This is a genomic window from Acidovorax sp. Root402 (assembly GCF_001425125.1).
GTDB lineage: Bacteria > Pseudomonadota > Gammaproteobacteria > Burkholderiales > Burkholderiaceae_C > Acidovorax > Acidovorax delafieldii.
The window spans coordinates 142,429-168,868 of record NZ_LMDQ01000001.1; the positions used below are offsets into that span (position 1 = coordinate 142,429).

A 26,440-nucleotide genomic window follows, 5' to 3' on the forward strand; every position below is an offset into this window, starting at 1 on the left:
GCTATTCTATTGATAGCTACCAAGGCATATTGCACTAGCGCTACCAGCCTCTTTTGCTTGAAATCTCGCTGAGCGCCCCCCTGCACACGGGTACCATGGCCCCATGAGTACCCACTACGAAACCCTGCAACACGCCGACACTTACCGCGAGGCGTTTGCGGTCGAGCCCCCTGTGGCGCTGGGTGAACGCCACCTGTGGCCCCGCAAGCCAGGTTTGTTTATCGTGCATGCCGCGACGGCCGCCGCCCTGGCACAAGGGCCCACCAGCCCGGCCGAGGAGACCGCTCCATCAACAACTGCATCAGACACCCCCAGCAACGCCGCCCCCGACCGGGTACTGGTGCCTGCGCAATGGGGCCTGGTGCCGCACTGGGTCAAGTCGGCATCCGACGCCAAGCTGCGTGCACCCAAGCTGGTCAACGCCAAGTCCGACACCGCCTCCACCGGCACGGCGTTTCGCGACGCATGGCTGAACGGCCAGCGCTGCATCGTGCCCATGGCTGCGTTTTATGAGGACGACCTGCGCAGCGGCAAGGCCGTGCCCACCCGCGTCGCGCGCGTGGACGGCAAGCCGATGGGCGTGGCAGGCCTGTGGGCGCGGTGGCAGGGCGCTGACGGCGAGGTGATCGTCAGCTACTGCCTGCTCACGGTGAACGCCAACAACCACGCGCTGCTGCACCGCTACGGCCAGCCCGGCAGCGAGAAGAGCATGCCCGCCATCCTGAACGAAGGCGCGTACGACGCGTGGCTCACGGCCCGGCCGGAAAAGGCCAAGGAGTTCATGCGCCAGTACGCGGCGCAGTGGCTCACGGCCAACCCGGTGGAAAAAAAGGCGGACAAGGTGCCCAAGGGCCTGCTGGGCTGATGCCGCGCCGCGTGAGCGGCACGGTTGCGCGGTGGGAGACTCAGGACGGCCGCTTCATCTGGCAGGACGTCGGCTGGGCGCTGATGTAGTTGTCCCACGCCACTTCGGAGCGGAAGCCGTAGCCGGTTTTTTCCGCGTCGTACTTCACGCCCTTGCTGCCCTGCTTGGCCCAGATGCCCAGGTACAGCGGGGCTTCGAGTTGGTGGTCGGTCTTGCGCATGCGCACCTCGCCCATGGGGCTCTTGTAGGTCATGCCTTCCAGGGCCAGGGCCACCTTCTTGGCGTCGGTGGACTGGGCCTTGCGCATGGCTTCGCGCAGCATGTGCACGCTGTTCCAGTGGGCGGCAAACACAAAGTCTTCACCGGTCTTCTTCTTGTAGTCCACGTAGATCTTTTCGAGCTCGGGGGTGGGGGCGTTGTGCACCCAGTTCCAGATGACCCCGACCTTACCCTCGCCCCAGGGCCCGATCTGCGCGGGCGTGCCGGGGTTGTTGGCATTGAGCGTGAAGTAGTTGATGTTCAGGCCATAGTCGCGCGAGGACTTGAACAGCAGTGTGAGGTCGCTGCCCCAGTTGGAGGTGATGACGGTGTCGGCCTTGGTGGCGGCAATCTTGGCCACGTACGAGGCGAAGTCGCGCGTCTGGGCGATGGGGATGAAGTCATCGCCCACAACCTCGATGTCAGGCCGCTTGCGCGCCAGGTATTCCTTGGCAGCCTTGGAGACCTGGCGGCCGTGGGTGTAGTCCTGGTTGAGCAGGTACACGCGCTTCACGTCCTTGCGGCCTTGCAGGTAGGTGGTCAGCGCTTCCATCTTCATCTCGCTCGACGGATAGAAGCGGAAGTGCCAGAAGCTGCAGCGGTCGTTGGTGAGCTGCGGGTCCATGGCGGCGTAGTTGAGGTACACGGTCGCGCGCTCGGGGTCGCGCTCGGCGAGCTTGTTGAGCGCATCCACCAGCGCCAGCGCCACGCCCGAGCCACCGCCCTGGGTGATGTAGCGCACGCCCCGGTCGGTGGCGGCCTTGAGCGCATTCAAGCTCTCCTGCGGCGTGCCCTTGTTGTCAAAGTCCATCACCTCGAACTTGGGCTCGTTGGGTCCGGCCTTGGCGTTGACCTGGGCCACCACCTCACGCAGCTGGTTCAGCGAGCTTTGGCCGGTGAGCGCAAACGGGCCGGACAGCAGGTCGATGAAGCCGATCTTCACCGTCTCGGCCGCCCCGGCGTGCGTCGCCATCACCAGCGCTGCGGCGCATGCGCCGACCTTCAACCAATGGCGGGGCCATTTCCTGGGAACCATGTTCATGTGTGTCTCCGTGGGGTGGGTGAGTGGGAACGAAAGGAAAGCCAAAACCGAAATCCGTCAGCGCGTAGCAATGTCATTCGCCGCCGAACACCGCGCCATGGCGCTGCCGCAGCTCGTTTTTCTGGACCTTGCCGGTGCCGCCCAGCGGCAGGCTTTCGACAAACAGCACTTCGTCGGGCAGCCACCACTTGGCCACGCGCTCTGCGAGGAAGTCCAGGATCTGCGCCTTGTCGAGCGACTGGCCGGGCTTGCGCACGATGAAGAGCAGCGGGCGTTCGTCCCACTTGGGGTGCTTGACGCCGATGACCGCCGCCATGGCCACCGCCGGGTGGGCCACCGCGGCGTTCTCCAGGTCGATGGAGCTGATCCACTCGCCGCCCGACTTGATCACGTCCTTGGTGCGGTCGCGGATCTGCACCACGCCCTGCGGGTTGATGGTGGCGATGTCGCCGGTGGGAAACCAGCCATCCACCAGCGCCGAACGCTCGGCCTTGTGGTAGCGGTCCACGATCCACTGGCCGCGCACCATCAGCTCGCCCTGCGCCACGCCGTCGCGCGGCAGGCTGGCGCCGTTTTCATCCACCAGCTTGAGCTCGATACCGAACACCGACTTGCCCTGCTTGGCGACCAGCGCGTGGCGGTCCTCGGGCGGCAGTTCGGCATCGGCCGCGCCCAGCACGCTCATGGTGGCGATGGCGGTGGTCTCGGTCATGCCCCAGCCATGGCGCACCTCCACGTCGTACACGTCGTTGAACTTGGCGATCAGCGCCTTGGGCATGGCAGAGCCCCCCACGCCCGTGCGCCGCATGGTGGTAAAGCGCAGCCCGTGCTGCTCCACATGCTGGATGAGGCCCATCCAGATGGTGGGAACACCCGCGCTGACGGTGACGCGCTCGGTCTCCATCAGCTCGTACAGGCTGGCAGCGTCCAGGCGCGGGCCGGGCAGCACCAGCTTGGCCCCGCCAATCAAAGCCGCATAGGGCAGGCACCAGGCGTTGATGTGGAACATGGGCACCACGGGCAGGATGGTCTCCCGCGCGCTGATGCTCAGCACGCCCGGCATGCAGGCCGACAGGGCACTGAGCGCCAGCGCCCGGTGCGAATACAGCACGCCCTTGGGGTTGCCGGTGGTGCCCGAGGTGTAGCACAGCGCTGCGCCGGTCTTTTCATCACATTCGGGCCACTCAAAGCGGTCATGCTGGCCGGCCACCAGGGTCTCGTAGGCCTCGACCCCGGGCACCCCTTGCAGGTCGATGCTGCCCAGCGTGTCGGCATCACACAGCGCCACCCAGTGCCGCACGCGGGGGCACGACCCCGCAATGGCGCGCACCAGCGGTGCAAAGGTGGTGTCAAACAGCACCACCTCGTCGTCGGCGTGGTTGACGATGTAGGCCAGCTGCTCGGGGTGCAGGCGCGGGTTGCAGGTGTGCATGACCATGCCGCTGCCGGACACCGCGTAGTACGCCTCCAGGTGGCGGTGGTTGTTCCAGGCCAGCGACCCCACCACGCTGCCAGGGCGCAGGCCCAGCGCCTGCAGTGCGTTGGCCAGCTGCCGGGCGCGCCGGGCCATGTCGGCAAAGCGGTAGCGGTGCAGGCTGCCATTGGTGTCGCGCGAGACGATCTGCTGGTCGCCGTACTGGTTCTCACCGTGCTCGAGGATGGCCGAGACCAGTAACGGCCGATCCATCATGCTGCCGGGCTGCTGCATTGCTGTCGTCTCCTTGTGGTGTGCGCGGTGCTGCATCGCGGCATCCGTGGGATGCCGGTGCAGAGCCCTCTTTGCCGGGGCTGGCGCATCGTCGCAAACAACGCGGGGCGTGCTTGTCTTCTACGTGACTGGAGCGCACAGCACCGCCATGGTGCACGGACGGTTCACAGGCCCAGCGCTGTGAAAAGCCCGTCCACGCGCACCTGCACGGCGGCGTCCATGGCCATGGGGCGGCCCCATTCGCGCTGGGTCTCGCCCGGCCACTTGTTCGTGGCATCCATCCCCATCTTGCTGCCCAGGCCGCTGACAGGCGAGGCAAAGTCCAGGTAGTCGATGGGGGTGTGCTCCACCAGCAGCGTGTCGCGCGCCGGGTCCATGCGGGTGGTGATGGCCCAGATCACTTCCTTCCAGTCGCGCACGTCCACATCCGCATCCACCACCACGATGAACTTGGTGTACATGAACTGGCGCAGGTGGCTCCACACGCCCATCATCACGCGCCGCGCGTGGCCCGCGTAGGCCTTGCGGATGCTGACCACCGCCATCCGGTAGCTACACCCCTCGGGCGGCAGGTAGAAGTCCACGATCTCGGGGAACTGCTTTTGCAACAGCGGGATGAACAGCTCATTCATCGCCAGGCCCAGCACGGCGGGCTCATCGGGCGGCTTGCCCGTGTAGGTGCTGTGGTAGATCGCGTCCTTGCGCAGGGTGATGCGGTCCACGGTGAGCACGGGGAACTCGGCGCATTCGTTGTAGTAGCCGGTGTGGTCGCCGTACGGCCCTTCCAGCGCATGCTGCCAGCCGCTCGCGTGATGGGCATCGGGCTGGATGTGGCCTTCGAGCACGATCTCGGCGGTGGCGGGCACTTGCAGGGGCACGCCCAGCGCGGGCGTGACTTCGGTGCGTGCGCCGCGCAGCAGACCTGCGAACTGGTATTCGCTTAAAGAATCCGGCACGGGCGTGACGGCCCCCAGCAGCGTGGCTGGGTCCGCCCCCAGCGCCACGGCCACGGGGTAGGGCTGGCCCGGGTGGGTGGCGCAGTGGTCGGCAAAGTCCAGCGCCCCGCCCCGATGAGCCAGCCAGCGCACGATGACCTGGTTGCGCGAGAGCAACTGCTGGCGGTAGATGCCCAGGTTCTGCCGCGCCTTGCGCGGCCCGCGCGTGATGGTCAGGCCCCAGGTAATGAGCGGGGCCACGTCGCCAGGCCAGCAGTGCTGCACGGGCAGGCGGGCCAGATCCACGTCCGGCCCCTCCCACACCTCCTGCTGGCAGGGTGCGCCGCGCGCCACGGTGTGCGGCGCCATGTTCCACAGGGTCTTGAGCAGCTGGCCCATGCCCAGCATGTCCTTGAAGCCTTTCGGCGCCTCGGGCTCCTTGAGGGTGGCCAGCAGTTCGCCCAGGGCGCGCACACCGCGCAGGTCGGCTACGCCCATGGCGCGGGCCACGCGGTCTGTGGTGCCAAACAGGTTGGTGAGCACCGGCATGCGGTGGCCCGTGGGCTGGGTGAACAACAGCGCCGGGCCGCCTGCGCGCAGCACGCGGTCGCTGAGCGCAGTCATCTCCAGGTGGGGCGAGACGGGCTCCGCCACGCGACGCAGGCCGCCCGTGGCTTCGAGCTGGGCCATGAAGTCGCGCAGGTCGCTGTAGGCCATGTCAGGTTCAGGATTTAAATGAAATCGCCCGGTAGCGCATGTATTGATTGCGCTAGCAGCTATAAATTAAGGAGCATTGAGCTCCAGGCCCTGCCACCGGGGCGCCAGGGCGTGCGGCACATCCATGAGGTCGAGCACGCGCGCCACGCTGTAGTCCACCACCTCGCCCACGGTCTGCGGGCGCAGGTAGAAGGCGGGCAGCGGCGGGCAGATGATGCCGCCCATCTCGGTCACGGCCACCATGTTGCGCAGGTGCGTGAGGTGCAGGGGCGACTCGCGCACCATCAGCACCAGGCGGCGGTGCTCCTTGAGGGCCACGTCGGCCGCGCGCGTGAGCAGGTTGTCGGCCAGCCCATGCGCTATGGCAGCCAGCGTGCGCATGGAGCAGGGCGCGACCACCATGGCATGGCACTGGAACGAGCCGCTGGCGATGGCCGCGCCCACGTTGGCCACGTCGTGCACGCGGTGGGCCAGGGCCTCCACCGCAGCGCGGTCCATGTCCAGCTCGTGCTGCAGGTTGCGCCAGCCGGCGTCGGAGACGACCAGGTGGGTCTCGATGCCGCTCTGGCCTTGCAGCACCTGCAGCAGGCGCGCGCCGTACACGGCGCCGCTGGCGCCCGAAATGGCGACGATGATGCGGCGGGTGTGGGCAGCATCAGCCATGCGAGGGCTCCACCACAGTGGGGCGCTGCAAGGGCTGCGCCTGCTGATCGGCCTCCACCTGCTCCAGCACCAGCGCGGCCTGCACGGGGTCAAAGTCTTCGTGCGCGCGTTTTTTCACACCGTACTGCTGCAGCTGGTAATGCCGGTCGGCCGCGACGCCGTGGCGCGCGAGCGTGCTTTTGACGCAGACCAGCGGGCAGCCGTCGAGCGCGATGATGGGCCGGCCCGAGCGCACGGTTTTCATGAGGTGCGGCACATCGCCACCCACCCCGGCGATGCACGACATCTCGGCCACGCCGCGCCGGTCGAGCTGCAGCGCCACGTGGTTGGCCAGCTGCGCGGCGCTGGAGCAGCCGGAGCAGGAATAGACCAAGGGGTGGTTCTGGGGATCGGTGTCGATGGCCATGCTCATCCTCCGTTGCGTGGTGTGGGGTCCAGGCGGCGACGCAGGTGGCCCAGCACCTCGCGCGGCGCCAGCCTCTGCGCCCACTGGCGCGGGTCCAGCACGGGCAGCTCGATCGCATCGAGCGCGTTCTTCACCACCAGGCCCAGCTCGGTGTCGCCCTCCATCGACAGGCGGCGGCTGAAAAACAGCGTGTCCGGGTCTTGCTGGCGCTGGGCCAGCAGCAAAAAATCATGGGCTGTGGCGCTCAGCGTCACGTCGGCCACCTGCGGCAGCACCAGCGGTGCGTGGGGGGCGAAGCGCTGGCCGGTCCAGGCAAAGTCAAAGGCCATGCGCGCATCGCGCACCTGCACCCGCATCTTCTTGTGCAGCAGCACCTGGCCCACGTCCGCAGGCAGGTGCCGCGCCAGCGCCAGGTTGAGCGCGGTTACCAGCAGCTGGGAGCCGGGGTAGGCGGGCAGGCGCGCCAGCACAGCGCCCACGGGCGCAGGAACGACCAGGGGGAAAGGAAGGGGAGAAGCCGCCATGAGACAGAAGGGCCCTCAGGCCACGTAGAAAAACACGGTGAAAAAGTGGCAGACGCTGCCGCCCAGCACAAACAGGTGCCACAGCCCATGGCCGTGGCGCACGCGGTGGTCCAGCGCATAGAAGACGATGCCCAGCGTGTAGCAGGCACCGCCCGCCAGCAGCCAGGCAAACCCGGCTGGCGTGAGCGCCTGCCACAGCGGCACCACGGCCACCAGCGCCAGCCAGCCCATGAGCACATAGATGACCAGCGACAGCACGCGTGCGCCACGCGCCCACCAGATCTCTTGCGCAATGCCCAGCAGGGCCAGCCCCCACACCACGCCCAGCAGCGACCAACCCCAGGCGCCGCGCAGCGACACCAGCGCAAACGGCGTGTAGCTGCCCGCAATCAGCAGGTAGATGCTGCAGTGGTCCAGCTTTTGCAGCACGGCCTTGATGGTGCGCCTGCGCACGCTGTGGTAGGCGGTGGAGGCGGCGTACAGCGCCACCAGCATGGCGCCGTAGATGCTGAACGCCACCACCTTCCACGGGTCGCCCAGGCGCGCCGCGAGGGTGATGAGCACGGCCGTGCCTGCCGTGGCGAGCAGGGCACCCACCAGGTGGCTGATGCTGTTGAAACGTTCTCCGGGGTACATGCGGTGATTCGCTTTTTTGCGTTATGGATGCATCGCAGGCCGCGCGGCAGCACCACGCGCTGCCCCTTGCAGCCCCTGCTCCAGGCCTGGGCGACCGAACCAGTAGCCATTGCAGGGCAGATCGGGCATGAAGGGCTGCATGCGCTCCACAAAGTCGGGGGTCTTTTCAGCAGTCTCTTGCGCAAGCACTGCGCGGCGGGCTTCGTCAAACGCGGCGATCACCTGCGCCATGTGCTGCGCCTGCGGGCTCAGCCGCACCACGTCCACGCCCTGGGCCTGCATCGCCGCCAGTTCGTTGGCCAGGTTGTAGACGCGCGCCGATTGCGTTTGTGTGCCGTTGAGCACCAGAAAACCCTCGCCCTCGCGCGTGCGCAGCGGCAGGCCGTCGGCGTGTTGCAGGCAGCTGAACTGGCAGTCGTCCTTGGGCAGGTTGCGGTGGCGGGCGGTGAAGCAGCGCGCCGAATAGGCCAGGGGCATGCGGCCGTAGGCAAACACCTCGGTCTCGATGCCTGCGGGCCGCTGCGCCAGCACAGCAGCGAGCGCGTCCTGCGACATCTCCAGCGGCATCACCCAGCGCGTGGCGCCCCGTTGCGCCATCCATTGCAACGAGGGCGCGTTGTACAGGTTCAGGTGCGGCCCGGCCACAAAGGCCTGCGGCACGGCGGGTGCACGCGCAAGGCAGCTCACCGCCCCCATGTCATTGGCCTCGACCAGAAATTCGCCGTTGCCTGTGATCTTGTGCATCACGCCCACGTCGGCGCTGGACTCGATGAGCACCTGGCTGGACAAGACCGCCTCCTTGCCCGCGTCCCGCAGCATGTGCGCCAGCGCCAGCCAGTCGGTCAGGCGCAGCTCATGGCGGCGCGAGCACACCGTCTCGCCCAGGTACACCACGTCCACGGGCGTGGCGGCCATGGCCTCGTAGAACGCGAACACGGTGTCGCGGGGCCAGTAGTACAGCAGCGGGCCGAGAGCAAGTTTCATGGGGCGGTCTCTAAGGTTTTCATCGTGGTAGCTAGGCGCCAAAGCGGCTCACTGAGTTCGAATCTGGCGCGGCCCAGGCCAGCGACCGCCGCGCAAGGGCCGCCAAGCCGCGTATGCGGCGCTTCGCTGGCGTGCGCTGGCGGTGTCCCCCTTCCCGCATCGCGCAAGCGAGGCGAGAGAAGGGGAAGGCGCGCAGCGCCTCAGGGGGTTGTCGCCTGATCATTTCATTTCCAGGGGCGGTGGTAAGCGCCCAGCGTGTGCTGCTGCCCCTCGGCCACCTGGTCCAGGCTGGCCATCCAGCGCGTCTTGGGCGCATAGCGGTGCGGGTGGGCCAGGCACTGGTCCATGGCCTCGCGCCAGACCTGGGTGACCTGCGCCACATACGCGGGGCTGCGCTGGCGGCCTTCGATCTTGATGGCGCGCACACCCATCTTGAGCAGCTGGGGCAGCAGCTCCAGCGTGTTGAGGCTGGTGGGCTCTTCGATGGCGTAGTAGTTCTCGTCATCCCCCACGTCGAAGCGGCCCTTGCACAGTGTGGGGTAGCCCGCGTTCTCGCCGGGTGCATAGCGGTCGATGAGCACACCGTTCAGGCGCGACTCGCGGCCCTGCGGGGTCTCCACCCAGCGCACGGCCTTCGGGGGTGAACACACGCCATGCGTGTTGGGCGATTCGCCCGTCGCGTACGACGACAGCGCACAGCGCCCCTCGACCATCACGCACAGGCTGCCAAAGCCGAAGACTTCGATCTCGACGGGCGTGCGGTCGATGACCTGGCGCACCTGCTCCATCGAAAGCACGCGCGGGAGCACGGCCCGCATGATGCCGAACTGCTCGCGGTAGAAGTTGATGGCCTCGTAGTTGGTGGCCGAGCCCTGCACCGACAGGTGCAGCCGCAGCTGGGGATGGTGCTGCACCGCGTAGTGCATGAGGCCGGGGTCGGCCAGGATGACGGCGTCCACGCCCAGGTCCACCGCCTTGTCCAGGGCGCTGCGCCAGGGCCCCGGGTTGGCGGCCTGCGGGTAAGTGTTGAGTGCCATGAAGACGTTGCAGCCGCGCGCATGGGCATGGCCAATGCCCTGGGCAATGGCCGCCTCGTCGAAGTTGAGGCCCGCAAAGTTGCGCGCGTTGGTGGCGTCGCGCAAGCCCAGGTAGACACAGTTGGCGCCGTGGTCCACAGCGGCCTTCAGGGCGGGCAGGCTGCCCGCGGGGCAAACCAGTTCCATGGCAGGGCCAGCCGCCTCGGGCAAGGCGGTGGCCGTCGATTTCAAGGGATCCATCACAAGCATTCAAACGCTGGCCCCGGTGGGGAGCCACAGCACTGGGCGCCACCATACGGGGGGCTCTCCGCGCATCCGCTGATCTTCATCAACGGCAGTGCACAATGCCGGAGCAAAGCAGTCGGGTTTTGATGTGCTCCAGCCTTCCCGGCGTTCCACACTGCCCACCGGCCTTGACTTGCGTCCAGTGCCCTGCGTGGGACATCCATTTCATAAAGACGCCAAAAGGCGCCCTCTGCCGTGAACAAGAATCTGTGGTTGCTGGCCCTGTGCCAAGGCCTTTTCCTGACCAACAACGTCGTCTTCATCGCCATCAACGGGCTGGTGGGGCTGCAGCTCGCGCCCTTTGGCTGGATGGCCACGCTGCCGGTGATGGGCTATGTGGTGGGCGGTGCGCTGTCCACGCCGCTGGTGGCGCACAGCCAGGCGCGCTGGGGGCGCAAGGTGTCGTTCCAGATCGGGCTGGCCGTGGCCGTGGTGTCGGCTGCGCTGTGTGCCTGGGCCGCGTTCAGCGCCAGCTTCTGGCTGCTGTGCACGGCCACGGTGGTGGCGGGCTACTACAGCGCCAACGGTGGCCTGTACCGCTTTGCGGCCGCCGAACTGGCCAAGCCGGACTACCGCGAAAAGGCCGTGTCGCTGGTGCTTGCGGGCGGCCTGCTGGGTGCGGTGGCGGGCCCCAACCTGGCCAGCGCCACGCGCACGCTGTTCCCGGTGCCGTTTGCGGGCGCCTATATCGCGCTCATCGGCGTGGCGCTGTTGTCCATGCTGTGCATGGCGGCGATCCGCTTCGAGACGCAGTCCGTGGTGCTCAATGCGGCGGGGCAGCGCGAGCAAGGGCGCCCGCTCAAGGTGCTGATGCGCCAGCCTGCCTTCATCGTGGCCATTGTGGGTGCCGCGTTGGGCTATGGGGTGATGAACCTGCTGATGGCGGCCACGCCGCTGGCCATGCAGGTGTGTGGCTTTGACTTTGATGCCTCGGCGCTGGTGCTGGAGTGGCATGTGATCGGCATGTTCGCTCCCGGCTTTGTCACCGGCCACCTCATCAAGCGGTTTGGTGTGCTGCCCATCATGGGCACCGGGGTGTTGCTCAACCTGGCGTGTGTGGCGGTGGCGCTGATGGGCGTGGAGCTGCACCACTTTGGCATTGCGCTGTTCTTCCTGGGCGTGGGCTGGAACTTCCTGTTCACCGGCTCCACCACGCTGGCCATGACGGCCTACCGGCCGGAGGAGAAGGACCGCGCCCAGGCGGCCATCAACTTCTGCGTGTACGCCACGCTGGCGCTGAGCGCGTTCTCGTCGGGCGTGCTGGTCACCACACAGGGCTGGACGCTGCTGAATGCCGGATCGCTGGTGCCCATTGTGGTGACGGGGCTGGCGCTGGCCTGGCTGGGCCTGCAGCGCCAGCGTGTTTCAAGCGGTGCCTGAAGACCGGTCTGCCACAGCACCTTCGGCCTGCGCCGTGGTGTGCAGCCACTGTGCAAAGGCCGCCACCGCAGGGTCTTCCAGGCGCCCCGGCGCCACAAAGAGGCTGTAGCCCCGCGCACCGCTGTCGTGGTGCGGGTGGGCCAGCACCAACTCGCCCGATTGCAGTTCGCGCTCCACAAAATACCGGGGCACCAGGCCAATACCCAGATCGGCGCGCACCGCCTCCACCAGCATCGAGAACAGATCAAAGCGGTGGCCGCCCAGGGTGTGGGCCGGCACGCGCGTGATGCCCGCACGGCCCAGCCAGTCGTCCCACGCCCCCAGGCGGGAGCTGAGCTGCAACAGCGGCACGGCCCGGAAGTCGCCGCGCTCTGTCGCACGCCGGTGGCGCGACTGCGGTGCACACACGGCCACGCAAACCTCGGGCATCAGGGGCGCGGGGACCACGCCGGGCCAGGCCGCGTCGTCGTACTGCACGGCCACGTCGAACGGTATCTCCGCCATGTAGATCTGCGTGGGGTACACCTGCAGGTGCAGACTGCAGCCTTTGTGCTGTGCAAGGAAGGCCGGCAGACGGGGCAGCAGCCAGCGCTCGGCAAACACCGGCACGCAGCCCACCAGCAGACGCGCGCCATCGGGCCGCTGGGCCATGGCTTCGAGTGTGTGGTTCTGCAACCGCAGCAGGTCGCCCACGATCTGCGCGTGGTAGCGGCGGCCCACGTCGGTGAGGGTGGAGCCGCGTGCGCCGCGCTGCACGAGCTGCAGGCCCAGCTGCCCCTCCAGCAGGCGCAGCTGCTGGCTCACGGCGCTGTGGGTGAGGCAGAGTTCTTCGGCCGCCTTGCTCACGCCATGGTGGCGCGCCACGGCATCAAAAACAAGCAGGGCGCGGGTGCTGGGGATGTGTTTGCGCATGTAAGAAAAACTGTCGGCTGGGCAGATTAAAGCAGAGCCCAGGGGCCGGGTTCGGTCCAACAATTGCATGGCACTGCATGCCGGCCCACGGCTCCATCCACGATGGCTGGACAGGCCGGTCACTCCTTCCGTTTGTGTTCGTGTTTCGCTGGATCACCATGACTCTCCCTCTCCATACCTTCCGTGCCACAGCCCTTGCGGGTGCCATGGCCCTCGCCTGCTCCGCCTTGCTGCCCGGTGCCGCCCATGCGCAGTTCGGCGCCGTGGCGCCCACACCCACCACGCTGCGGCCCGCCGTGGACAAGGCCTACGGCCAGCTCATGGCTGCGCCCCAGATCCTGCAGCTGCTCGACGCCGTGAAGGCCGACCACGACCGCGCCACCGAAGACCTGCGCATGCTCACCGAGATCGAGGCGCCGCCGTTCAAGGAACAAAAGCGTGCCGAAGCCTTCCTGGCCCGGCTCCAGGCCCTGGGCCTGACCAACGCCGCCATTGACGCCGAAGGCAATGTGGTGGGCGTGCGCAAGGGCACCGGCAACGGGCCCAAGCTGGTCATCTCGGCCCACCTGGACACCGTGTTCCCCTCCGGCACCGATGTGAAGGTGAAGGAGCGCGACGGCAAGCTCTATGCGCCCGGCATCTCCGACAACACGCGCGGCCTGGCCGTGCTGTTGTCGTGGCTCAAGGTGTTGAACGACCAGAAGATCGCCACCGTGGGCGACCTGGTGTTCGTGGGCAATGTGGGCGAGGAAGAGCTGGGCAACCTGCGCGGCATGAAGCACCTGTTCAAGGAACACCTCGACATTGACGGCATGGTGGCGCTGGAGCCAGCGCCCGACGGCACGGTGCTGGTGCTGGGCACGGGCAGCCACCGCCACGAGGTGACCTTCAAAGGCCCGGGCGGCCACAGCTACGCCGCGTTCGGCGAGGTGCCCAGCGCCATCCACGGCATGGGCCGCGCCATTGCCAAGATCGCCGAGATCCGCACCCCCAAGAGCCCCAAGACCACCTTCACCGTGGGCACCGTGGGCGGCGGCACGTCCGTCAACACCATCGCGCCGGATGCGCGCATGGCGGTGGACATCCGCTCCGACGAAATGGCCCCGCTGCTGGCCACCGAGAAGCAGGTGCTGGCCGCCGTGGACAGCGCCGTGACCGAAGAGAACGCACGCTGGGGCGTGAACACCCTGAGCGCATCGACCAAGCTCATCGGCGACCGGCCCGGTGGCCGTACGGCGGCGGATTCGGTCATTGTCGAAGCGGCTGTGCGCGCCAACACGGCGTTTGGCCGCAAGACGGTGCTGGGCGGCGCCAGCACCGACGCCAATGTGCCCATGGCGCTGGGCATCCCCGCCATCGTGATCGGGGGCGGCGGCAAGACGGGCGGCTTCCACGCACTGTCGGAGTGGATCGACCTGACGGATGCCTGGAAGGGCGCCCAGACCTCGCTGGTCACGGTGCTGGGGCTGGTGGGGGTACAAGGTGTGAGTGCGCCGCTGCTCGACAAGCGCCCACCCCGCACCAAGTAGTGGCGCGGCACCCCAGCGGCGTCACCCCGTTCACGATTGTTGACACGAAAGCGCCGCCGAGGTGCGTACCATGGATGGTTCCGTCCGGGCTGGCGCACTGCCGCCCTTCATTCCTCTGCAGGAGAACACCATGGGTTTGCTCGATTCCGTTCTGGGTGCCGTCATCAACAACGCGTCGCAAGGCGGCAGTGGCGCCGCTGCGGCGGGTGGGGCCGGTGGTGGCCTGGGAGGGCTGATCAGCCTGGCCGCACAAAACCCGCAGCTGGTACAGGCCGTCATGTCCCTCCTCAGCAACGACGGCCCGGTGGGCGGCCTGCCGGGGCTGATGGCCAAGTTCCAGCAGGCCGGGCTGGGCAACGTGATTGCGTCGTGGCTGAGCGCCGGGCCCAACCAGGCGATCTCGGGTGAGCAGCTGTCCCAGGTGCTGGGCAGTGGCCCGCTGGCGCAGATCGCGTCGCAATTGGGTGTGGGCCCCAGCGCTGCGGCAGGGCAACTGGCCCAGGTGTTGCCGGGCCTGGTAGACCACCTCAGCCCCCAGGGACAGGCGCCCCATGGCGGTTTTGGCAATGCCAACGACCTGCTGGGGATGCTCGGCGGCCTACTTCAAAAATAATAGCAACCGGGTCATATTGCACTGGCGCGACCAGCCGTTTTCTCTGAAATCAGGCCACCCGGCGCCTGCCTACGGCCTTGCAGGCACCGCGCAGCGCCGCACCAGCCACTGCCGCAGCAGGTCGAACACCGGCTCCGCCAGCTCAGGGCTTTCGTTGAACAGCTCGTGGAACAGGGGCTCGAAGCAGTGCGAATGGACCACGGCCTGGGGTGCGGCGGCCGCAAACGCTCGGCTGCCTGCGGGGTTGACCAGCTTGTCGCTGCCCGCCCACATCAGCAGCGTGGGCACACTCCAGTGCGCAGCGCGGGCGACGGTGGCGGGGCCACCCTCGGCAATGAAGCGGGCCAGGCGGGCACTGATGCGGTCGTGGCACAGCGGATCGGCCAGGTAGGCCGCCACCACGGCGCTGTCATGCGAAAGGTACTGCGCGTCCAGCCCGTTGCCCACGCGCAGGTTGGGCGCAAGGCGCGGCAAGGTGGCCAGCAGCAGCTTTTGCACGGCGCCCAGGCCGGCATCGAGCGCGGGGGAGGACAGCACCAGTGCATCCACCGGCCGCAGGTGCAGGGACACAAACCGCGAGGCCACCAAGCCGCCCATGCTGTGGCCCAGCAGCACCAGGGGTTGCCCTGCCGGCATGCGGGCGCGGGTGGCGTCCACCAAGTCTGCCAGATCGTCCAGCAGGCGCATGTCCGACGTGAGCCCGCCGCGCGGCCCGGCCGATTCGCCGTGGCCGTACTGGTCGTAGCCCCGCACCGCAAACCCCCAGTCGTTGAGGCGGCGGGCCAGCGCGTCGTAGCGGCCCACATGCTCGCCCAGGCCGTGCACCAGCAGCGCCGTCCCCCGGCAGGGCTCGCCCTGCGGCAGGGGCCAGTCCTGCACAGCCAGGTTCTCGCCATCGCTCGCGGTGAAGGTGGTCAGGGTCGAAGGAAGCAGTTCGTCAGAAGTCATGGAAAGCAGGGCATTCGAGACGCGATGGGACAGCATACCCGGCGCACCCAAATACCCGATGCACTAAATGGTCAGGCTTGTACTGCCGGCAAGACCCAGAGAGCGTGACCCCTGATCGGGCGAAGCTGCTCCGGGGTTTTCAAGCCAGAGATACCCAGAGGTCATCCCAGTCGGTGGGCAGGAAATTGCCCTCGCGCCGCAGCACTTGCTGGTGCTTGCGGTTGAGCACGAAGTGCGTGGGACGTCGCGAAATGGCGCCAAAACTGTCCTTGTGCCCCTCAGCGTTTCGCCAGGCAATGGGAAAACGCTGCTCAGCGGGCACTGATACCTTGAGCAGCTCGATGTACTGCATGAAGTCAGCAGCCTTCTCATCCATGTTCACGCCCAGCAGCACAAAGTCGCGCTGGCGATTGGCGGTGTAAAACTCGCGCATGAGGCGCAACTCGTTGGTGCACAGAGCGCAGCCAGCGGTGAAAAAGCTCACCAGACACACCTTGCCCGCATAGTCCGTCAGCATGACCGGTTTGCCTTCGCTGTTGGTACCGGTCAGCGTGTGAAGAGGGCCCGGTGTGCTGCTGCCAGCCGGGGTCTGGGCCGTACCGGACGCCGGCGCGAGAGTGGCAAGGGCAGCTGCAGAGCAGGCGTGGAGAAAGGCGCGTTTTTCCATGGTGTGACCCGGTGATGGAAGGCGTGAGGAAGAGCACCCAGGGCGCCCGGTGTGGCGCCCTCTGGTGTCAGGGGGCCGTGGCCGCAGCGGCTGCCTGCTGGGCCATGGCCGCCATCACGTGTGCCACGGAGGCGGTGAGGCGCTTGGCATAGGGCACGTGCAAAAACTCGTTGGGGCCGTGCGCGTTGCTCTTGGGGCCCAGCACGCCGCACACCATCATCTGCGCGGTGGGAAAGCCTTCGCTCAGCATGTTCATGAGCGGGATGGTGCCGCCCTGGCCAATGTAGCCGCAGGGCGCGCCAAAGTGCGCCTGTGAGGCCTCGTTGAGCGCCTGCTCAAACCAAGGTGTGATGGCCGGGGCGTTCCAGCCCGTGGCGCCGCCGCCGCTCTGGAAGGTGACCTTGGCCTGGTAGGGCGCGTTGTCTTCCAGCAGCGCCTTCAGGTCCTGCACGGCTTGCGCGGCGTCCACCAGCGGGGGCAGGCGCAGGCTGAGCTTGAAGGCGGTGTAGGGGCGCAGCACATTGCCCGCGTCCTGCAGCGCCGGGAAGCCCTCGGCACCGGTGACGCTGAGCGTGGGCTCCCAGGTACGCTTGAGCAATGCCTGCACCGGGTCGGTGGTGGTGGGCAGTGCAAACGTGGTGGAGCCGCCGCAGTCGTAGTGCGCCCAGGGGAAGCGGCGGTACACCTCTTCGCCCAGGATGGCCGCCGTGGCGCGGGCCTGGGCCAGCCGGTCGGCGGGCACTTCGCAATGGAAGCTCTGGGGCAGCAGGCGGCCGGTAGCGCTGTCTTCGAGCCGGTCGAGCACCTGCCGCATGATGCGGAACGACGAGGGCACCAGGCCCGAGGCATCGCCCGAGTGGATGCCCTCGGTCAGGATCTCGACCTTCAGCGTGCCGCTGGCCATGCCGCGCAGGCTGGTGGTGAGCCACAGCTGGTCGTAGTTGCCAGCGCCCGAGTCCAGGCACACCACCAGCGCCACGTTGCCCATGCGGGGCTTCAATGCATCGATGTAGGGCAGCAGGTCGCGCGAGCCGCTTTCCTCGCAGGTTTCAATGAGGCCCACGATGCGCGGGTGCGGCACGTTCTGGCGCTTGAGTTCCTGCACCGCAGCGATGCTGGCGTACACCGCATAACCGTCGTCGGCGCCGCCCCGGCCGTAGAGCTTGCCGTCTTCGTACTTGGGCGTCCAGGGGCCCAAGTCGCTGCGCCAGCCGGAGAACTCGGGCTGCTTGTCCAGGTGGCCGTACATGAGCACAGTGTCGGTGGCGCCGGGCTGGGTGGCGGCGATCTCGAAGAACAGCACCGGGGTGCGGCCTTCCAGGCGCACGATTTCGAGCGTCAGGCCCTCCACCTTTTGCGACTCCACCCAGGCGGCGGCGTTGCGCACCACGGTGTCGAGCAAGCCCAGCTCGGCCCAGTCGGCAGCGAACGTGGGGGACTTGGCAGGGATGGCGATGTAGTCGGTGAGCTGGCGAACAATGTCACTGTCCCAGGCCTGGCTGACACGCTGCAGGGCAAGCTCAGGCTGAAGGACTTGGGAGAGCACGCGGGCGTTCATGGTGGGGCTCCTGAAGGCAGAAGGTGATCAATCCGCCATTCCAACACAACCCCCCGCCGGGCGCCATCGATCAATACAGAGACTCGGGCAGGGTCTAGGGATTGGCCTGGGCCGCCAGCTGGGCGCTGGGGCGGCGCAGGCCCGTGGCCACCTCGACGCGGTTGCGGCCGTTGTTCTTGGCCTGGTACAGCGCGCGGTCGGCGGCAGCAATCAGCATGTCCCAGCTGTCACCCGACTCCAGCCGCCCGCCAAACACGCCAATGCTCACCGTGACCGCAATGCCGGGGCCGGGCACGCCATCGGCTGGGCAGCGGGACTCCTCGACCGCCTTGCACAGCTCGCGCGCCAGCTGCTCGGCCCCCACGAGGCCGGTGTCGGGCAGCAGCACCATGAACTCTTCGCCCCCGTAGCGGCCCACCAAGTCCTGCGCACGCACGCGCTGGCGCAGCACATTGACCACGCTGCACAACACGCGGTCCCCCGCCGGGTGGCCGTACTGGTCGTTCACGTCCTTGAAGTGGTCGATGTCCACCATCATCAGCGCCATGGGCTCGCGCATGCGCTGGGCACGGGCCACGTCGCGGTCCAGCGCGGCGATCAGCGAGCGGCGGTTGGCCACGCCGGTGAGCGGGTCCAGCGCGGCCAGCACGCGGTTGTTTTCGTCGGCCCGGTCGCGCGACATGAACACAAAACCCACCGAGCTGACGAGTACCACCGAGAACGTGGCCAGAAAGGTCAGGGTCTGCAGCGCACTGCTTTGCAGGATGTTCGTGGCCTCGGTGTGCGTGCTGATGGCCACCAATGCACGGCCCCCCAGCACGACAGCCTCCAGCAACAGGCCCGCCACCAGCAGCCATTGCCCGCGCCCCACGGTGGCATGCCGGTGCGACAGCGCTGCCAGCAGCGCCCACACGGCTTGCAGCCCGATGACCAGCCCCACAAAACTCACCCGCGCCGGAAAGTTGTCGATGAACACCGAGACAAAAACCAGCACCAGCAGCGGTGGTGCCAGCAGCAGGGGCCAGCGCACGGGGCGCCCCTGGAACTGATAGACCGCAGCAATCATCCCCACGAACACACTGGACAACATCAGGTTGCCGACCACGATGGACAACACATCGGGGATCAGGCCGCGCAGCATGATGAGCAAGTGGCCGATGGCGTTGACCAGCAGGGCCGCCGCCCAGCGGCCCAGGCCATCGCGCCGCCGACCCCAGCCCACCACGGCCATGGAGGCCGCCATCATGAGGGAGCTGGCAATGATCATTGCCAGCATGGTGGGGACGTGGGCGGCCATGGATGCAGGTGGGCGGGGGAGTGAAAGGAATCAGACCAGCATAAACCAAGGGCCACAGACCGCAAACCGCCGGATGACCACCCCCACCGTTCGTGCGCCCTATTGCAGCTGGGTGGGCGCCCGGGCTCCGCTGCCGGGCGCGTGCTGTCCCTCGCCGTCGCCGGTCTGCGCCATGGGCGCAGCCAGGGCCTCGCGCGCCGAGTAACCCAGGCCACCGTGGGTCGCCGTGCCGTCGCCCCGCGAGAGTTTGAACACCTGTACCGCCCCGGCCAGCCGCGTGGCCTGCTCGCGCAGGCTTTGCGCAGCGGCGGCCGATTGCTCCACCAGCGCGGCGTTCTGCTGCGTCATCTGGTCGAGCTGGTTGACGGCGGTGTTGACCTGGCCGATGCCGTCGGACTGTTCGGTCGAGGCTGCGGTGATCTCGCCAATGATGTCGCCCACCCGTTTGACCGAACCCACGATCTCGTCCATGGTGCTGCCCGCGTTCTGCACCAGGCGCGCGCCCGATTCCACCCGCTCCACCGACGCACCAATCAGCGCCTTGATCTCGCGCGCCGCCTCGGCGCTGCGCCCGGCCAGGTTGCGCACTTCGCTGGCCACCACAGCAAAACCCCGGCCCTGTTCACCCGCGCGGGCGGCTTCCACCGCAGCGTTGAGCGCGAGGATGTTGGTCTGGAACGCGATCGAATCGATCACGCCGATGATGTCGGCGATCTTGCGCGAGCTCTGGTTGATGTCGCCCATGGTGGTGACCACCTCGCCCACCACCTGGCCGCCGCGCGCAGCCACTTCGGCGGCGGTGCTGGCCAGCTGGTTGGCTTGGCGCGCGGCGTCGGCCGACTGGCGCACGGTGGAGGTCAGGTGCTCCATGCTTTGTGCGGTCTGCGCCAGGCTGCTGGCCGTGGCCTCGGTGCGGGCCGACAGGTCCTGGTTGCCGCTGGCAATCTCGGCGCTGGCGGTGGTGATGCTGTCCACGGCATTGCGCACCTGCTGCAGCATTTGCGTGTACCGCTGGCGCATGCCCTCCACCTCCTGCACCAGCGCGCCGATCTCGTCGCGCCGCGTGGTGTGAAAGGCTTCGGTCAGGTCGCCCTGCGCGACCAGCGTGATGGCCTGGGTCAGGTCCTGCAGCGGGCGGCTCACGCCCCGGCGCAGCATGACGAACAGGCCGATGGCCAGCAGCACCACGGCCACGGCCATCAGGCCCCACACGGCCAGCGTGACGCGCCGCTGGCTTGCCATGGCCTCGCCGTCGGCCACTTCGGCCACCACCCACCAGCCGCCACCGGTCTTGCGCACCAGCGCCCAGGGGTTCTCGGCGCCGGTGCCCAGCACGTCTGCGGCCTCGCGCACAAAGCCGTCCTGCGATGCAGCCAGCGCTTCAAAGAAGGGGCGCGCTTGCGGGTAGGCCTCCAGCACGCGCTTGCCGCGCGCCGTGGGGTGGTACACGAACACGGCCTGGTCCAGCGAGGTGCCAGGGTTGATCACGTAGGTGCCGCCGTGTTCGAAGAACTTCGTCTGCGCCACCTGCTTTTGCAGCATGGCGTGGAACACGCTGATGTCGTTGCCGATGAACAGCAGCGCAATGACCTTGCCCGAGGCGTCCTTGGCGGGCAGGTAGTGGCCCATGAAGGGCTTGCCGTTCACCACCGTGACGCCGGTAAAGGGCTCGCCCTTGGACACCGTGGCGTAGGCCGGGTCGGTGCGGCCAAGCAGCGTGCCCATCTGGCGCTCGCCCTTGTCGTTCTTGACCGAGGTGGTGATGCGGATGAAATCGTCGCCCTTCTTGGCAAACACGGTGGCAATGCCGCCCGTCTCGCTGGCGAATTTGTCGACCGAGCCATAGTCCTCGTTGACCAGCGCGCCGTAGCTGCGCAGCTCGCCCGAGGCTTCGTCGAGCTGCATGGTGGCCTCGAAGTAGCGCTGAAAGCCCTTCATGGTCAGCTGCACCAGCTCGCGGTTGGTGTTGTCGGCCGCGTCCAGCGACTGCGCCACGCTCTGCGCCGTGTCGCCCACGCTGGCCACCACCTGGGCGCGGGTGCTGCGCTCGGTCAGCACGGCAATCGCCAGCCCCACCAGCACCAGCACCAAGGCCACCAGCGCAATGGCGGTCAACGTGACCTGGCGCGCGACGGATCGGTTGTTGGCAAGGGATGCGGGCATGCGGGGTGTCTCCTGGAATGGAATGCGAAAAGCCGGCTGGGCCGGTCTGCTTTCACTCTAAGCCCAGCACCTTGTTACATTTATTCACGCATTCCCTTACGCATTCGCGCGTACTGGAGCTGGCCCGCGAAACGATTTAGGCCGGGTGCTGGGGGCCGTTGCGCAGGGCAAGGTCCCGCCAGCCAAGCCCTTGCGATGTCCCTGCCGACGGGCTGTATTCGCAACCCACCCAGCCCGTGTAGCCCAGGGCGTCGAGGGTGTCGAACAGGAACGGGTAGTGCAGCTCGCCCCGGTCGGGCTCGTTGCGCGCGGGCACACCCGCCACCTGGATGTGGGCCACGCGGCCCGTGGGCAGGTAGCGCTGCAGCTTGCCGTGCAGATCCCCCTCCACCAGCTGGCAGTGGTACAGGTCCATCAGCACCTTCAGGTGGGGCACCTGGGCCGCGTCGAGCAGCTCGTGCGCGTGGTCCTGCCGGTTCAGAAAATAACGCGGCACGTCGCGCAGGTTGGTGGGCTCGATGAGGATGTCACACCCTGCACGCGCGGCCTGCTCTGCCGCCCAGCGCAGGTTGCCCACGCACAGGGCCTTCAGCGATTCGCGCTCCACCCCCGGCGGCACGGTGCCGCACAGCAGGTTGATGAACGGGCAGCGCAGTTGCTCGGCATACCGCAGGGCCTCCAGCACTCCGGCGCGAAACTCCGCCTCCCGACCCGGCTGCGCGGCCAGGCCGCGTGCCCCCTGGTCCCAGGCGTGGGCCATGTCGGCGGGCGCGACCCCGCCCGCGGGGGCGTTGAACAGCACCAGCTGCAGGCCGTTGTCCTGCAGCCGGGCAGCGATCTCGCGGGGCTCGAAAGCGTAGGGGAAGTGCAGTTCCACCGCCCGGAACCCGTCGCGCGCCGCAGCCGCAAAACGGTCGAGCAAGGGCAGCTCGGTGTACATCAGGCTCAGGTGGGCGGCAAACTTGGGCATGGGGGCAGTGCGAAGGGGCAACTTCAAAGCGCCGCAGCTTATCGTGTAGCCAACGAGCCCATTGCCCGCCCAGAGCGCCGTGGAGCCTGAATTTGTGCCAAATTCGCCTCTAGCGCTAATTTCATATGCCTTTACAGCTATATATTTTATAGCGCCCTCAGGATCATCCATGCGCATCGGAGAACTCGCCCAACGCACCGGCACCACGCCCAAGGCCATCCGGCTGTACGAGGCCCGGGGCCTGCTGGGCACGGTGGCGCGCGCAGGCAGCTACCGCCACTATGGCGAGGCCGATGTAGCCCGCGTGTTGCTGATCCGCCAGGCCCAGGCGCTGGGTTTTCGGCTGTCGGAGCTGGATGGCCTGCCCCACATCGACACCGCTGCAGGCTGGGAACGCATGGCCCAGCTGGTGGCCGGGCGGCGGGCCGCCGTGGCGCAGGAGCTGGCGCGCCTGTCAGCGCTGGACGCACAGCTGGCGCTGTTGGAAGCCGAGCTGCACACCTGCGACACCTGGCCGTGCCCGTGGCACCCGAAGCCTGCGCTGCGCCCTCCACACTGGCGGTGGCACCTCCAGCGCACAACCCCGCGCAATTTGGTGCAGCTACCACGGCGGGCGCTGCGAGATTCACCGCGACTTGACCTGACCGCTTGACTCTGCCCCGTGGGGCAGGGTGACCATGGCGCCATCAACAACACCGTGATGGAGCGTCTGTGGCAGAGCAACAAAACATTCTGGTCATCCTGGGCCACCCCACCGCCGAGAGCCTGTGCGCAGGCATGGCACGTGCCTATGCCGAGGGCGCCAGGCGCGCAGGGGCGCAGGTGCGGTTTCTGGACGTGGGTCAGCTGACCTTCAACCCCCTGTTCCAGGGCTATGGCGCTGCCCAGCCGCTGGAACCCGATTTGCTGGCCGCGCAGGCCGACATCACCTGGGCGCACCATCTGGTGTGGGTCTATCCGATCTGGTGGGGCGCCATGCCCGCGCTGCTCAAGGGTTTTATCGACCGCGTGCTGCTGCCCGGCTATGCCTTCAAGTACCGCAAAGGCTCATCACTGTGGGACAAGCTGCTGGCCGGCCGATCGGCCGAGCTGTTGGTGACCATGGACTCGCCGCCCTGGTACTTCCGCTGGGTCACACGCATGCCAGGGCACCACCAGATGAAGAAGGCCATCCTGGAGTTCTGCGGCATCAGCCCCGTGCAGGTGCACAGCTTTGGCCCGGTGCGCAGCGCCAGCAACGAGCGGCTGGCGCAGTGGGTGGAAAAGGCGCGGCAACTGGGGCAGCGCCAGGGGGCACGCTCCGCGCCGGGCAAGCCGCGCCCGGCACCCGTCACTTCGTCGCCGTGAATGCTTGAACGGCAGCTTGGCCCACGGCCGGGTCGTCGGTGAAGAAGCCGTCGATGCCTGCGCGCAGATAGGCCGTGATCTCACCCACGCTGTCGCCGCGCACCGTGCCATCGGTGGTCGGTGCCTTCTTCAGGCCTGCGGGCAAGAAGGCGTTTTCAGGCCGCAGCGTCCAGATGTGTACGCTCAGGCCTTCGGCGCGGGCGCGCGCCACCAGCGGGGTGGGTTCGCCCGGCACGCCATCCTTGACCGGCACCACCAGCGTCTTGAACGGGCCGATGGCATTGGCATAGGTGGCCACCTGCTTGAGGCCCTCGGGCGTGATGAGGTCGGCATAAGCGCGCGTGTTGGCCGCGCCCTGGGCTACAAAGTCAAAGGGCCGGCCCGAGGGCGCCACCAGCTGCACCAGACGCACGCTGCTGAGCTTGCGGATCGCCTGCAGGTTGCTGACCTCGAACGACTGCACGAACACGGGCGCGTCCTTGTGGTTCCAGCCGTTTTTCTCCAGCACGGCCAGCAGCGGCGCCTCCAGCGGCAGGCCGATGGACTGGAAGTAGGTGGGGTGTTTGGTCTCGGGGTAGATGCCGATGGTGCGACCGGTCTTGGCCGTCGCCGCCTTGGCCAGGTCGATCACCTCCTGCAAAGTGGGTACCTCGAACTGACCGTTGTAGGCCACGTTGGCCGGGCGCTGCGCAGGGATGCGCTCGCGGGCGCGCAGGGTTTTCAGCTCGGCCAGCGTGAAGTCTTCGGTGAACCAGCCGGTGATGGCCTGGCCGTCGATGGTCTTGGTGGTTTTGCGGCCTGCGAACTCGGGGCGGTCCACCACGTCGGTGGTGGCTTCCTTCACCGAGCCATCAGCGCCCAGGATGGCGATGGCGTTCTCGTGCCGCGCCACCAGCACGCCGTCCTTGGTGATGACCAGGTCGGGCTCGATGATGTCGGCGCCGTCGTCAATGGCCTTCTGGTACGCGGCCAGCGTGTGCTCCGGCCGCAGGGCCGATGCGCCCCGGTGGGCAATCACGGTGGGGGTGGGCGGCCAGGCCTGGGCGACGGCGCCCAGCGCCCAGGTGGTGAGCAGCGCGGCGGCAGTCACGGCGCGCAGTGCAGTGCGTTTCATGCGGGTCTCCTACAAGCAGAGCCCGCACCTTAGCCGATGCGTTTGACAGCGTCGTGTCGCGAGGATGCCTACGCGTGTTCGAAGTGAAAAACGGCCGTGCCCGCGCGTGCATTAGGCAGCCAGCGCACCTCTTGCCCGTCCTGCAGCCCGAAGGAGTCGAGGATGCGCAGGCTGTTCTTGGTGGCCAGCACTTCGAAGTCTTTGTACGTGCCCACACGGATATTGGGCGTGTCGTACCACTGGTAGGGCAGGCGCCGCGTCACCGGCATGCGCCCGCGCAGGATGGACAGGCGGTTGGGCCAGTGCGCAAAGTTAGGGAAGGCCACCACACCCGTGCGGCCCACACGCGCTGTCTCGCGCAGCATGGTTTCGGCATTGCGCAGGTGCTGCAGCGTGTCGATCTGCAGCACCACGTCAAAGCTGTTGTCGCCAAACATCGCCAGCCCCTCGTCGAGGTTGAGCTGGATCACATCCACGCCGCGCTGCACGCAGGCCAGCACGTTGGCGTCGTCGATCTCCACGCCATAGCCGCTGCAGCCGCGCTCGCGCTGCAGGTAGTCGAGCATGGCGCCGTTGCCACAGCCCAGGTCGAGCACGCGCGAGCCGGGGGGCACCAGGCGCGCCAAGGCTTGCATCGCCGCTTTTTCGGTCATGGTTGCAACTCCTTGGCAATGCTATCGAAGTAAGAGCGCATAACGCCCATGTACCGGGCGTCATCGAGCAAAAATGCATCGTGCCCGTGGGGCGCGTCGATCTCGGCGTAGCTCACGCTGCGGCGGTTGTCGAGCAAGGCCTTCACGATCTCGCGGCTGCGCTTGGGTGAGAAGCGCCAGTCGGTGGTGAAGCTCACCAGCAGGAACCTGGCCTGCGCCCGGGCCAGGGCCCGCGTGAGGTTGCCGGCATGGGTGCGCGCGGGGTCGAAGTAGTCGAGCGCGCGGGTGATGAGAAGGTAGGTGTTGGCGTCGAAGTAATCGCTGAACTTGTCGCCCTGGTAGCGCAGGTAGCTTTCGATCTGGAACTCGATGTCCTGGGTGCTGTATTTCAGTTCCAGGCCTTCGCGCAGCTGCCGGCCAAACTTCTCGTTCATCACGTCGTCGCTCAGGTACGTGATGTGGCCGATCATGCGGGCAATGCGCAGGCCACGCTTGGGGATCACGCCCTGGCGGTAAAAGTGGCCGCCGTGGAAGTCCGGGTCGGTCACGATGGCGCGGCGGGCCACTTCGTTGAAGGCGATGTTCTCGGCTGTGAGGTTGGGGGCGCTGGCCACCACCACCGCGTGGCGCATGCGCTCGGGGTACTGCAGCGTCCAGCTCAATGCCTGCATGCCGCCCAGGCTGCCGCCCAGCACGGCCGCCAGTTGCTGGATGCCCAGACGGTCGAGCAGACGGGCCTGGGCATTGACCCAGTCTTCCACCGTGACCACGGGGAAGTCCGCGCCATAAACCTCGCCGGTGTCCGGGTGGTGGTGCATGGGGCCGGTGGAGCCAAAACAGGAGCCCAGGTTGTTCACGCCGATCACGAAGAATCGGTCGGTGTCCACGGGCTTGCCGGGGCCGATCATGTTGTCCCACCAGCCCTCGCTCTTGTCCTGCCCGGCGTAGACGCCTGCTACATGGTGCGAGGCATTGAGGGCGTGGCACACGAGCACGGCGTTCGAGCGGTCGGCATTGAGCGTGCCGTAGGTCTCGTAGGCCAGGTGGTAGTCGCGGATGGTCGCACCGCTTTGCAGCGGGAGCACCTCCGGGAAATGCATGGACTGGGGTGTGGCGATGAACGACATAGTTGGAACTGATAAGCCCTCACGTTCCACCGCTTGCACACGCCGCAAGCCCCTTGAGGAGCCGCTGTCACCGAGGGCAAAACCTCGGCAAAAAAATACCCG

At 67.4% G+C, this 26,440-nt stretch carries 25 protein-coding genes; 6 read left to right on the plus strand and 19 right to left on the minus strand.

The genetic code is table 11. The features are described 5' to 3' along the window. The first annotated feature begins 103 nt into the window (after positions 1–103). Positions 104–865, plus strand: a complete 762-nt coding sequence (locus ASC83_RS00650; protein WP_056056746.1) for an SOS response-associated peptidase — start codon at positions 104–106, stop codon at positions 863–865. A gap of 40 nt (positions 866–905) precedes the next feature. Here the strand turns inward: ASC83_RS00650 and ASC83_RS00655 are convergent, their stop codons facing one another. From ASC83_RS00655 to ASC83_RS00695, 9 genes are all read right to left on the minus strand, one after another. Beyond that, a complete protein-coding gene (locus tag ASC83_RS00655) occupies positions 906–2,165 on the minus strand; it encodes a branched-chain amino acid ABC transporter substrate-binding protein (protein WP_082522274.1) in 1,260 nt (419 codons plus the stop codon). A 73-nt stretch (positions 2,166–2,238) separates the two neighbouring features. Continuing rightward, on the minus strand, positions 2,239–3,873 hold the full coding sequence (locus ASC83_RS00660) for a long-chain-fatty-acid--CoA ligase (RefSeq protein ID WP_056056748.1): 1,635 nt from the start codon (positions 3,871–3,873) through the stop codon (positions 2,239–2,241). 164 nt (positions 3,874–4,037) lie between these two features. Next, positions 4,038–5,525, minus strand: a complete 1,488-nt coding sequence (ubiD, locus tag ASC83_RS00665; protein WP_056056751.1) for a 4-hydroxy-3-polyprenylbenzoate decarboxylase — start codon at positions 5,523–5,525, stop codon at positions 4,038–4,040. A gap of 66 nt (positions 5,526–5,591) precedes the next feature. After that, a complete protein-coding gene (locus ASC83_RS00670; RefSeq protein WP_056056752.1) occupies positions 5,592–6,188 on the minus strand; it encodes a UbiX family flavin prenyltransferase in 597 nt (198 codons plus the stop codon). Further along, the gene (locus ASC83_RS00675; protein ID WP_056056754.1) at positions 6,181–6,594 is read right to left on the minus strand and encodes a putative zinc-binding protein; all 414 of its coding nucleotides are present in this window, start codon (positions 6,592–6,594) and stop codon (positions 6,181–6,183) included. The genes ASC83_RS00670 and ASC83_RS00675 overlap by 8 nt, the downstream gene beginning before the upstream one ends. Before the next feature lie 2 nt (positions 6,595–6,596). Then, a complete protein-coding gene (locus tag ASC83_RS00680) occupies positions 6,597–7,118 on the minus strand; it encodes an SCP2 domain-containing protein (protein ID WP_056056756.1) in 522 nt (173 codons plus the stop codon). 15 nt (positions 7,119–7,133) lie between these two features. Then, positions 7,134–7,754 carry a hemolysin III family protein gene (locus tag ASC83_RS00685; protein ID WP_056056758.1) on the minus strand — a complete coding sequence of 207 codons (621 nt, stop codon included), beginning with the start codon at positions 7,752–7,754 and terminating at the stop codon, positions 7,134–7,136. 21 nt (positions 7,755–7,775) lie between these two features. Beyond that, a complete protein-coding gene (locus ASC83_RS00690) occupies positions 7,776–8,738 on the minus strand; it encodes a U32 family peptidase (protein WP_056056760.1) in 963 nt (320 codons plus the stop codon). Between the two features lie 224 nt (positions 8,739–8,962). Further along, positions 8,963–10,015, minus strand: coding sequence for a peptidase U32 family protein (locus ASC83_RS00695; RefSeq protein WP_200938868.1), 1,053 nt, complete (start codon positions 10,013–10,015; stop codon positions 8,963–8,965). Positions 10,016–10,255: 240 nt separating this feature from the next. Between ASC83_RS00695 and ASC83_RS00700 the strand changes: the two genes are divergently transcribed. Continuing rightward, a complete protein-coding gene (locus tag ASC83_RS00700) occupies positions 10,256–11,440 on the plus strand; it encodes an MFS transporter (RefSeq protein ID WP_056056763.1) in 1,185 nt (394 codons plus the stop codon). Here ASC83_RS00700 and ASC83_RS00705 read toward each other — a convergent pair. After that, on the minus strand, positions 11,426–12,352 hold the full coding sequence (locus ASC83_RS00705; protein WP_056056764.1) for a LysR family transcriptional regulator: 927 nt from the start codon (positions 12,350–12,352) through the stop codon (positions 11,426–11,428). The two genes, ASC83_RS00700 and ASC83_RS00705, sit on opposite strands and share 15 nt — an antisense overlap. A 158-nt stretch (positions 12,353–12,510) precedes the next feature. Between ASC83_RS00705 and ASC83_RS00710 the strand changes: the two genes are divergently transcribed. Then, positions 12,511–13,881, plus strand: coding sequence for a M20/M25/M40 family metallo-hydrolase (locus tag ASC83_RS00710; protein WP_056057632.1), 1,371 nt, complete (start codon positions 12,511–12,513; stop codon positions 13,879–13,881). A gap of 130 nt (positions 13,882–14,011) precedes the next feature. Then, positions 14,012–14,494 carry a YidB family protein gene (locus tag ASC83_RS00715; protein WP_056057634.1) on the plus strand — a complete coding sequence of 161 codons (483 nt, stop codon included), beginning with the start codon at positions 14,012–14,014 and terminating at the stop codon, positions 14,492–14,494. 69 nt (positions 14,495–14,563) lie between these two features. Here ASC83_RS00715 and ASC83_RS00720 read toward each other — a convergent pair whose 3' ends face one another. From ASC83_RS00720 to ASC83_RS00745, 6 genes are all read right to left on the minus strand, one after another. Then, positions 14,564–15,442 (minus strand): alpha/beta hydrolase, encoded by an 879-nt coding sequence (locus tag ASC83_RS00720; RefSeq protein ID WP_056056766.1) that lies wholly within the window; start codon positions 15,440–15,442, stop codon positions 14,564–14,566. A 139-nt stretch (positions 15,443–15,581) separates the two neighbouring features. Beyond that, positions 15,582–16,109 carry a peroxiredoxin gene (locus ASC83_RS00725; protein ID WP_082522276.1) on the minus strand — a complete coding sequence of 176 codons (528 nt, stop codon included), beginning with the start codon at positions 16,107–16,109 and terminating at the stop codon, positions 15,582–15,584. 67 nt (positions 16,110–16,176) lie between these two features. Further along, positions 16,177–17,667: a M20 family metallopeptidase gene (locus ASC83_RS00730; RefSeq protein WP_056056770.1), complete on the minus strand. Its 1,491-nt coding sequence runs from the start codon at positions 17,665–17,667 to the stop codon at positions 16,177–16,179. Between the two features lie 94 nt (positions 17,668–17,761). Next, positions 17,762–18,964 carry a GGDEF domain-containing protein gene (locus ASC83_RS00735; protein WP_056056772.1) on the minus strand — a complete coding sequence of 401 codons (1,203 nt, stop codon included), beginning with the start codon at positions 18,962–18,964 and terminating at the stop codon, positions 17,762–17,764. Between the two features lie 99 nt (positions 18,965–19,063). Then, positions 19,064–21,127, minus strand: a complete 2,064-nt coding sequence (locus ASC83_RS00740; protein ID WP_056056774.1) for a methyl-accepting chemotaxis protein — start codon at positions 21,125–21,127, stop codon at positions 19,064–19,066. A gap of 136 nt (positions 21,128–21,263) precedes the next feature. Continuing rightward, positions 21,264–22,097: a hydroxypyruvate isomerase family protein gene (locus ASC83_RS00745; protein WP_056056777.1), complete on the minus strand. Its 834-nt coding sequence runs from the start codon at positions 22,095–22,097 to the stop codon at positions 21,264–21,266. A gap of 169 nt (positions 22,098–22,266) precedes the next feature. Here ASC83_RS00745 and ASC83_RS00750 point away from each other — a divergent pair, with 169 nt between their 5' ends. Both ASC83_RS00750 and ASC83_RS00755 read left to right on the plus strand, forming a co-directional pair. Further along, positions 22,267–22,749: a MerR family transcriptional regulator gene (locus ASC83_RS00750; RefSeq protein WP_082522277.1), complete on the plus strand. Its 483-nt coding sequence runs from the start codon at positions 22,267–22,269 to the stop codon at positions 22,747–22,749. A 59-nt stretch (positions 22,750–22,808) separates the two neighbouring features. Further along, positions 22,809–23,444 (plus strand): NAD(P)H-dependent oxidoreductase, encoded by a 636-nt coding sequence (locus ASC83_RS00755; RefSeq protein ID WP_056056778.1) that lies wholly within the window; start codon positions 22,809–22,811, stop codon positions 23,442–23,444. Here ASC83_RS00755 and ASC83_RS00760 read toward each other — a convergent pair. From ASC83_RS00760 to ASC83_RS00770, 3 genes are all read right to left on the minus strand, one after another. Beyond that, the gene (locus ASC83_RS00760; RefSeq protein WP_056056780.1) at positions 23,428–24,558 is read right to left on the minus strand and encodes a glycerophosphodiester phosphodiesterase; all 1,131 of its coding nucleotides are present in this window, start codon (positions 24,556–24,558) and stop codon (positions 23,428–23,430) included. The genes ASC83_RS00755 and ASC83_RS00760 overlap by 17 nt on opposite strands. A gap of 68 nt (positions 24,559–24,626) precedes the next feature. Next, positions 24,627–25,211, minus strand: a complete 585-nt coding sequence (gene metW / locus ASC83_RS00765) for a methionine biosynthesis protein MetW (protein WP_056056781.1) — start codon at positions 25,209–25,211, stop codon at positions 24,627–24,629. Next, a complete protein-coding gene (locus ASC83_RS00770; RefSeq protein WP_056056783.1) occupies positions 25,208–26,338 on the minus strand; it encodes a homoserine O-acetyltransferase in 1,131 nt (376 codons plus the stop codon). Before ASC83_RS00770 ends, metW begins: the two co-directional genes overlap by 4 nt. Positions 26,339–26,440 lie beyond the last annotated feature (102 nt).

Excerpts from the sequence above, each read along its gene's own strand:
- ASC83_RS00650 (WP_056056746.1), top strand. The coding sequence starts at position 104 with ATGAGTACCCACTACGAAACCCTGCAACACGCCGACACTTACCGCGAG.
- ASC83_RS00655 (WP_082522274.1), bottom strand. The coding sequence starts at position 2,165 with ATGAACATGGTTCCCAGGAAATGGCCCCGCCATTGGTTGAAGGTCGGC.
- ASC83_RS00660 (WP_056056748.1), bottom strand. The coding sequence starts at position 3,873 with ATGCAGCAGCCCGGCAGCATGATGGATCGGCCGTTACTGGTCTCGGCC.
- ubiD (WP_056056751.1), bottom strand. The coding sequence starts at position 5,525 with ATGGCCTACAGCGACCTGCGCGACTTCATGGCCCAGCTCGAAGCCACG.
- ASC83_RS00670 (WP_056056752.1), bottom strand. The coding sequence starts at position 6,188 with ATGGCTGATGCTGCCCACACCCGCCGCATCATCGTCGCCATTTCGGGC.
- ASC83_RS00675 (WP_056056754.1), bottom strand. The coding sequence starts at position 6,594 with ATGGCCATCGACACCGATCCCCAGAACCACCCCTTGGTCTATTCCTGC.
- ASC83_RS00680 (WP_056056756.1), bottom strand. The coding sequence starts at position 7,118 with ATGGCGGCTTCTCCCCTTCCTTTCCCCCTGGTCGTTCCTGCGCCCGTG.
- ASC83_RS00685 (WP_056056758.1), bottom strand. The coding sequence starts at position 7,754 with ATGTACCCCGGAGAACGTTTCAACAGCATCAGCCACCTGGTGGGTGCC.
- ASC83_RS00690 (WP_056056760.1), bottom strand. The coding sequence starts at position 8,738 with ATGAAACTTGCTCTCGGCCCGCTGCTGTACTACTGGCCCCGCGACACC.
- ASC83_RS00695 (WP_200938868.1), bottom strand. The coding sequence starts at position 10,015 with ATGGATCCCTTGAAATCGACGGCCACCGCCTTGCCCGAGGCGGCTGGC.
- ASC83_RS00705 (WP_056056764.1), bottom strand. The coding sequence starts at position 12,352 with ATGCGCAAACACATCCCCAGCACCCGCGCCCTGCTTGTTTTTGATGCC.
- ASC83_RS00710 (WP_056057632.1), top strand. The coding sequence starts at position 12,511 with ATGACTCTCCCTCTCCATACCTTCCGTGCCACAGCCCTTGCGGGTGCC.
- ASC83_RS00715 (WP_056057634.1), top strand. The coding sequence starts at position 14,012 with ATGGGTTTGCTCGATTCCGTTCTGGGTGCCGTCATCAACAACGCGTCG.
- ASC83_RS00720 (WP_056056766.1), bottom strand. The coding sequence starts at position 15,442 with ATGACTTCTGACGAACTGCTTCCTTCGACCCTGACCACCTTCACCGCG.
- ASC83_RS00725 (WP_082522276.1), bottom strand. The coding sequence starts at position 16,109 with ATGGAAAAACGCGCCTTTCTCCACGCCTGCTCTGCAGCTGCCCTTGCC.
- ASC83_RS00730 (WP_056056770.1), bottom strand. The coding sequence starts at position 17,667 with ATGAACGCCCGCGTGCTCTCCCAAGTCCTTCAGCCTGAGCTTGCCCTG.
- ASC83_RS00735 (WP_056056772.1), bottom strand. The coding sequence starts at position 18,964 with ATGGCCGCCCACGTCCCCACCATGCTGGCAATGATCATTGCCAGCTCC.
- ASC83_RS00740 (WP_056056774.1), bottom strand. The coding sequence starts at position 21,127 with ATGCCCGCATCCCTTGCCAACAACCGATCCGTCGCGCGCCAGGTCACG.
- ASC83_RS00745 (WP_056056777.1), bottom strand. The coding sequence starts at position 22,097 with ATGCCCAAGTTTGCCGCCCACCTGAGCCTGATGTACACCGAGCTGCCC.
- ASC83_RS00750 (WP_082522277.1), top strand. The coding sequence starts at position 22,267 with ATGCGCATCGGAGAACTCGCCCAACGCACCGGCACCACGCCCAAGGCC.
- ASC83_RS00760 (WP_056056780.1), bottom strand. The coding sequence starts at position 24,558 with ATGAAACGCACTGCACTGCGCGCCGTGACTGCCGCCGCGCTGCTCACC.
- metW (WP_056056781.1), bottom strand. The coding sequence starts at position 25,211 with ATGACCGAAAAAGCGGCGATGCAAGCCTTGGCGCGCCTGGTGCCCCCC.
- ASC83_RS00770 (WP_056056783.1), bottom strand. The coding sequence starts at position 26,338 with ATGTCGTTCATCGCCACACCCCAGTCCATGCATTTCCCGGAGGTGCTC.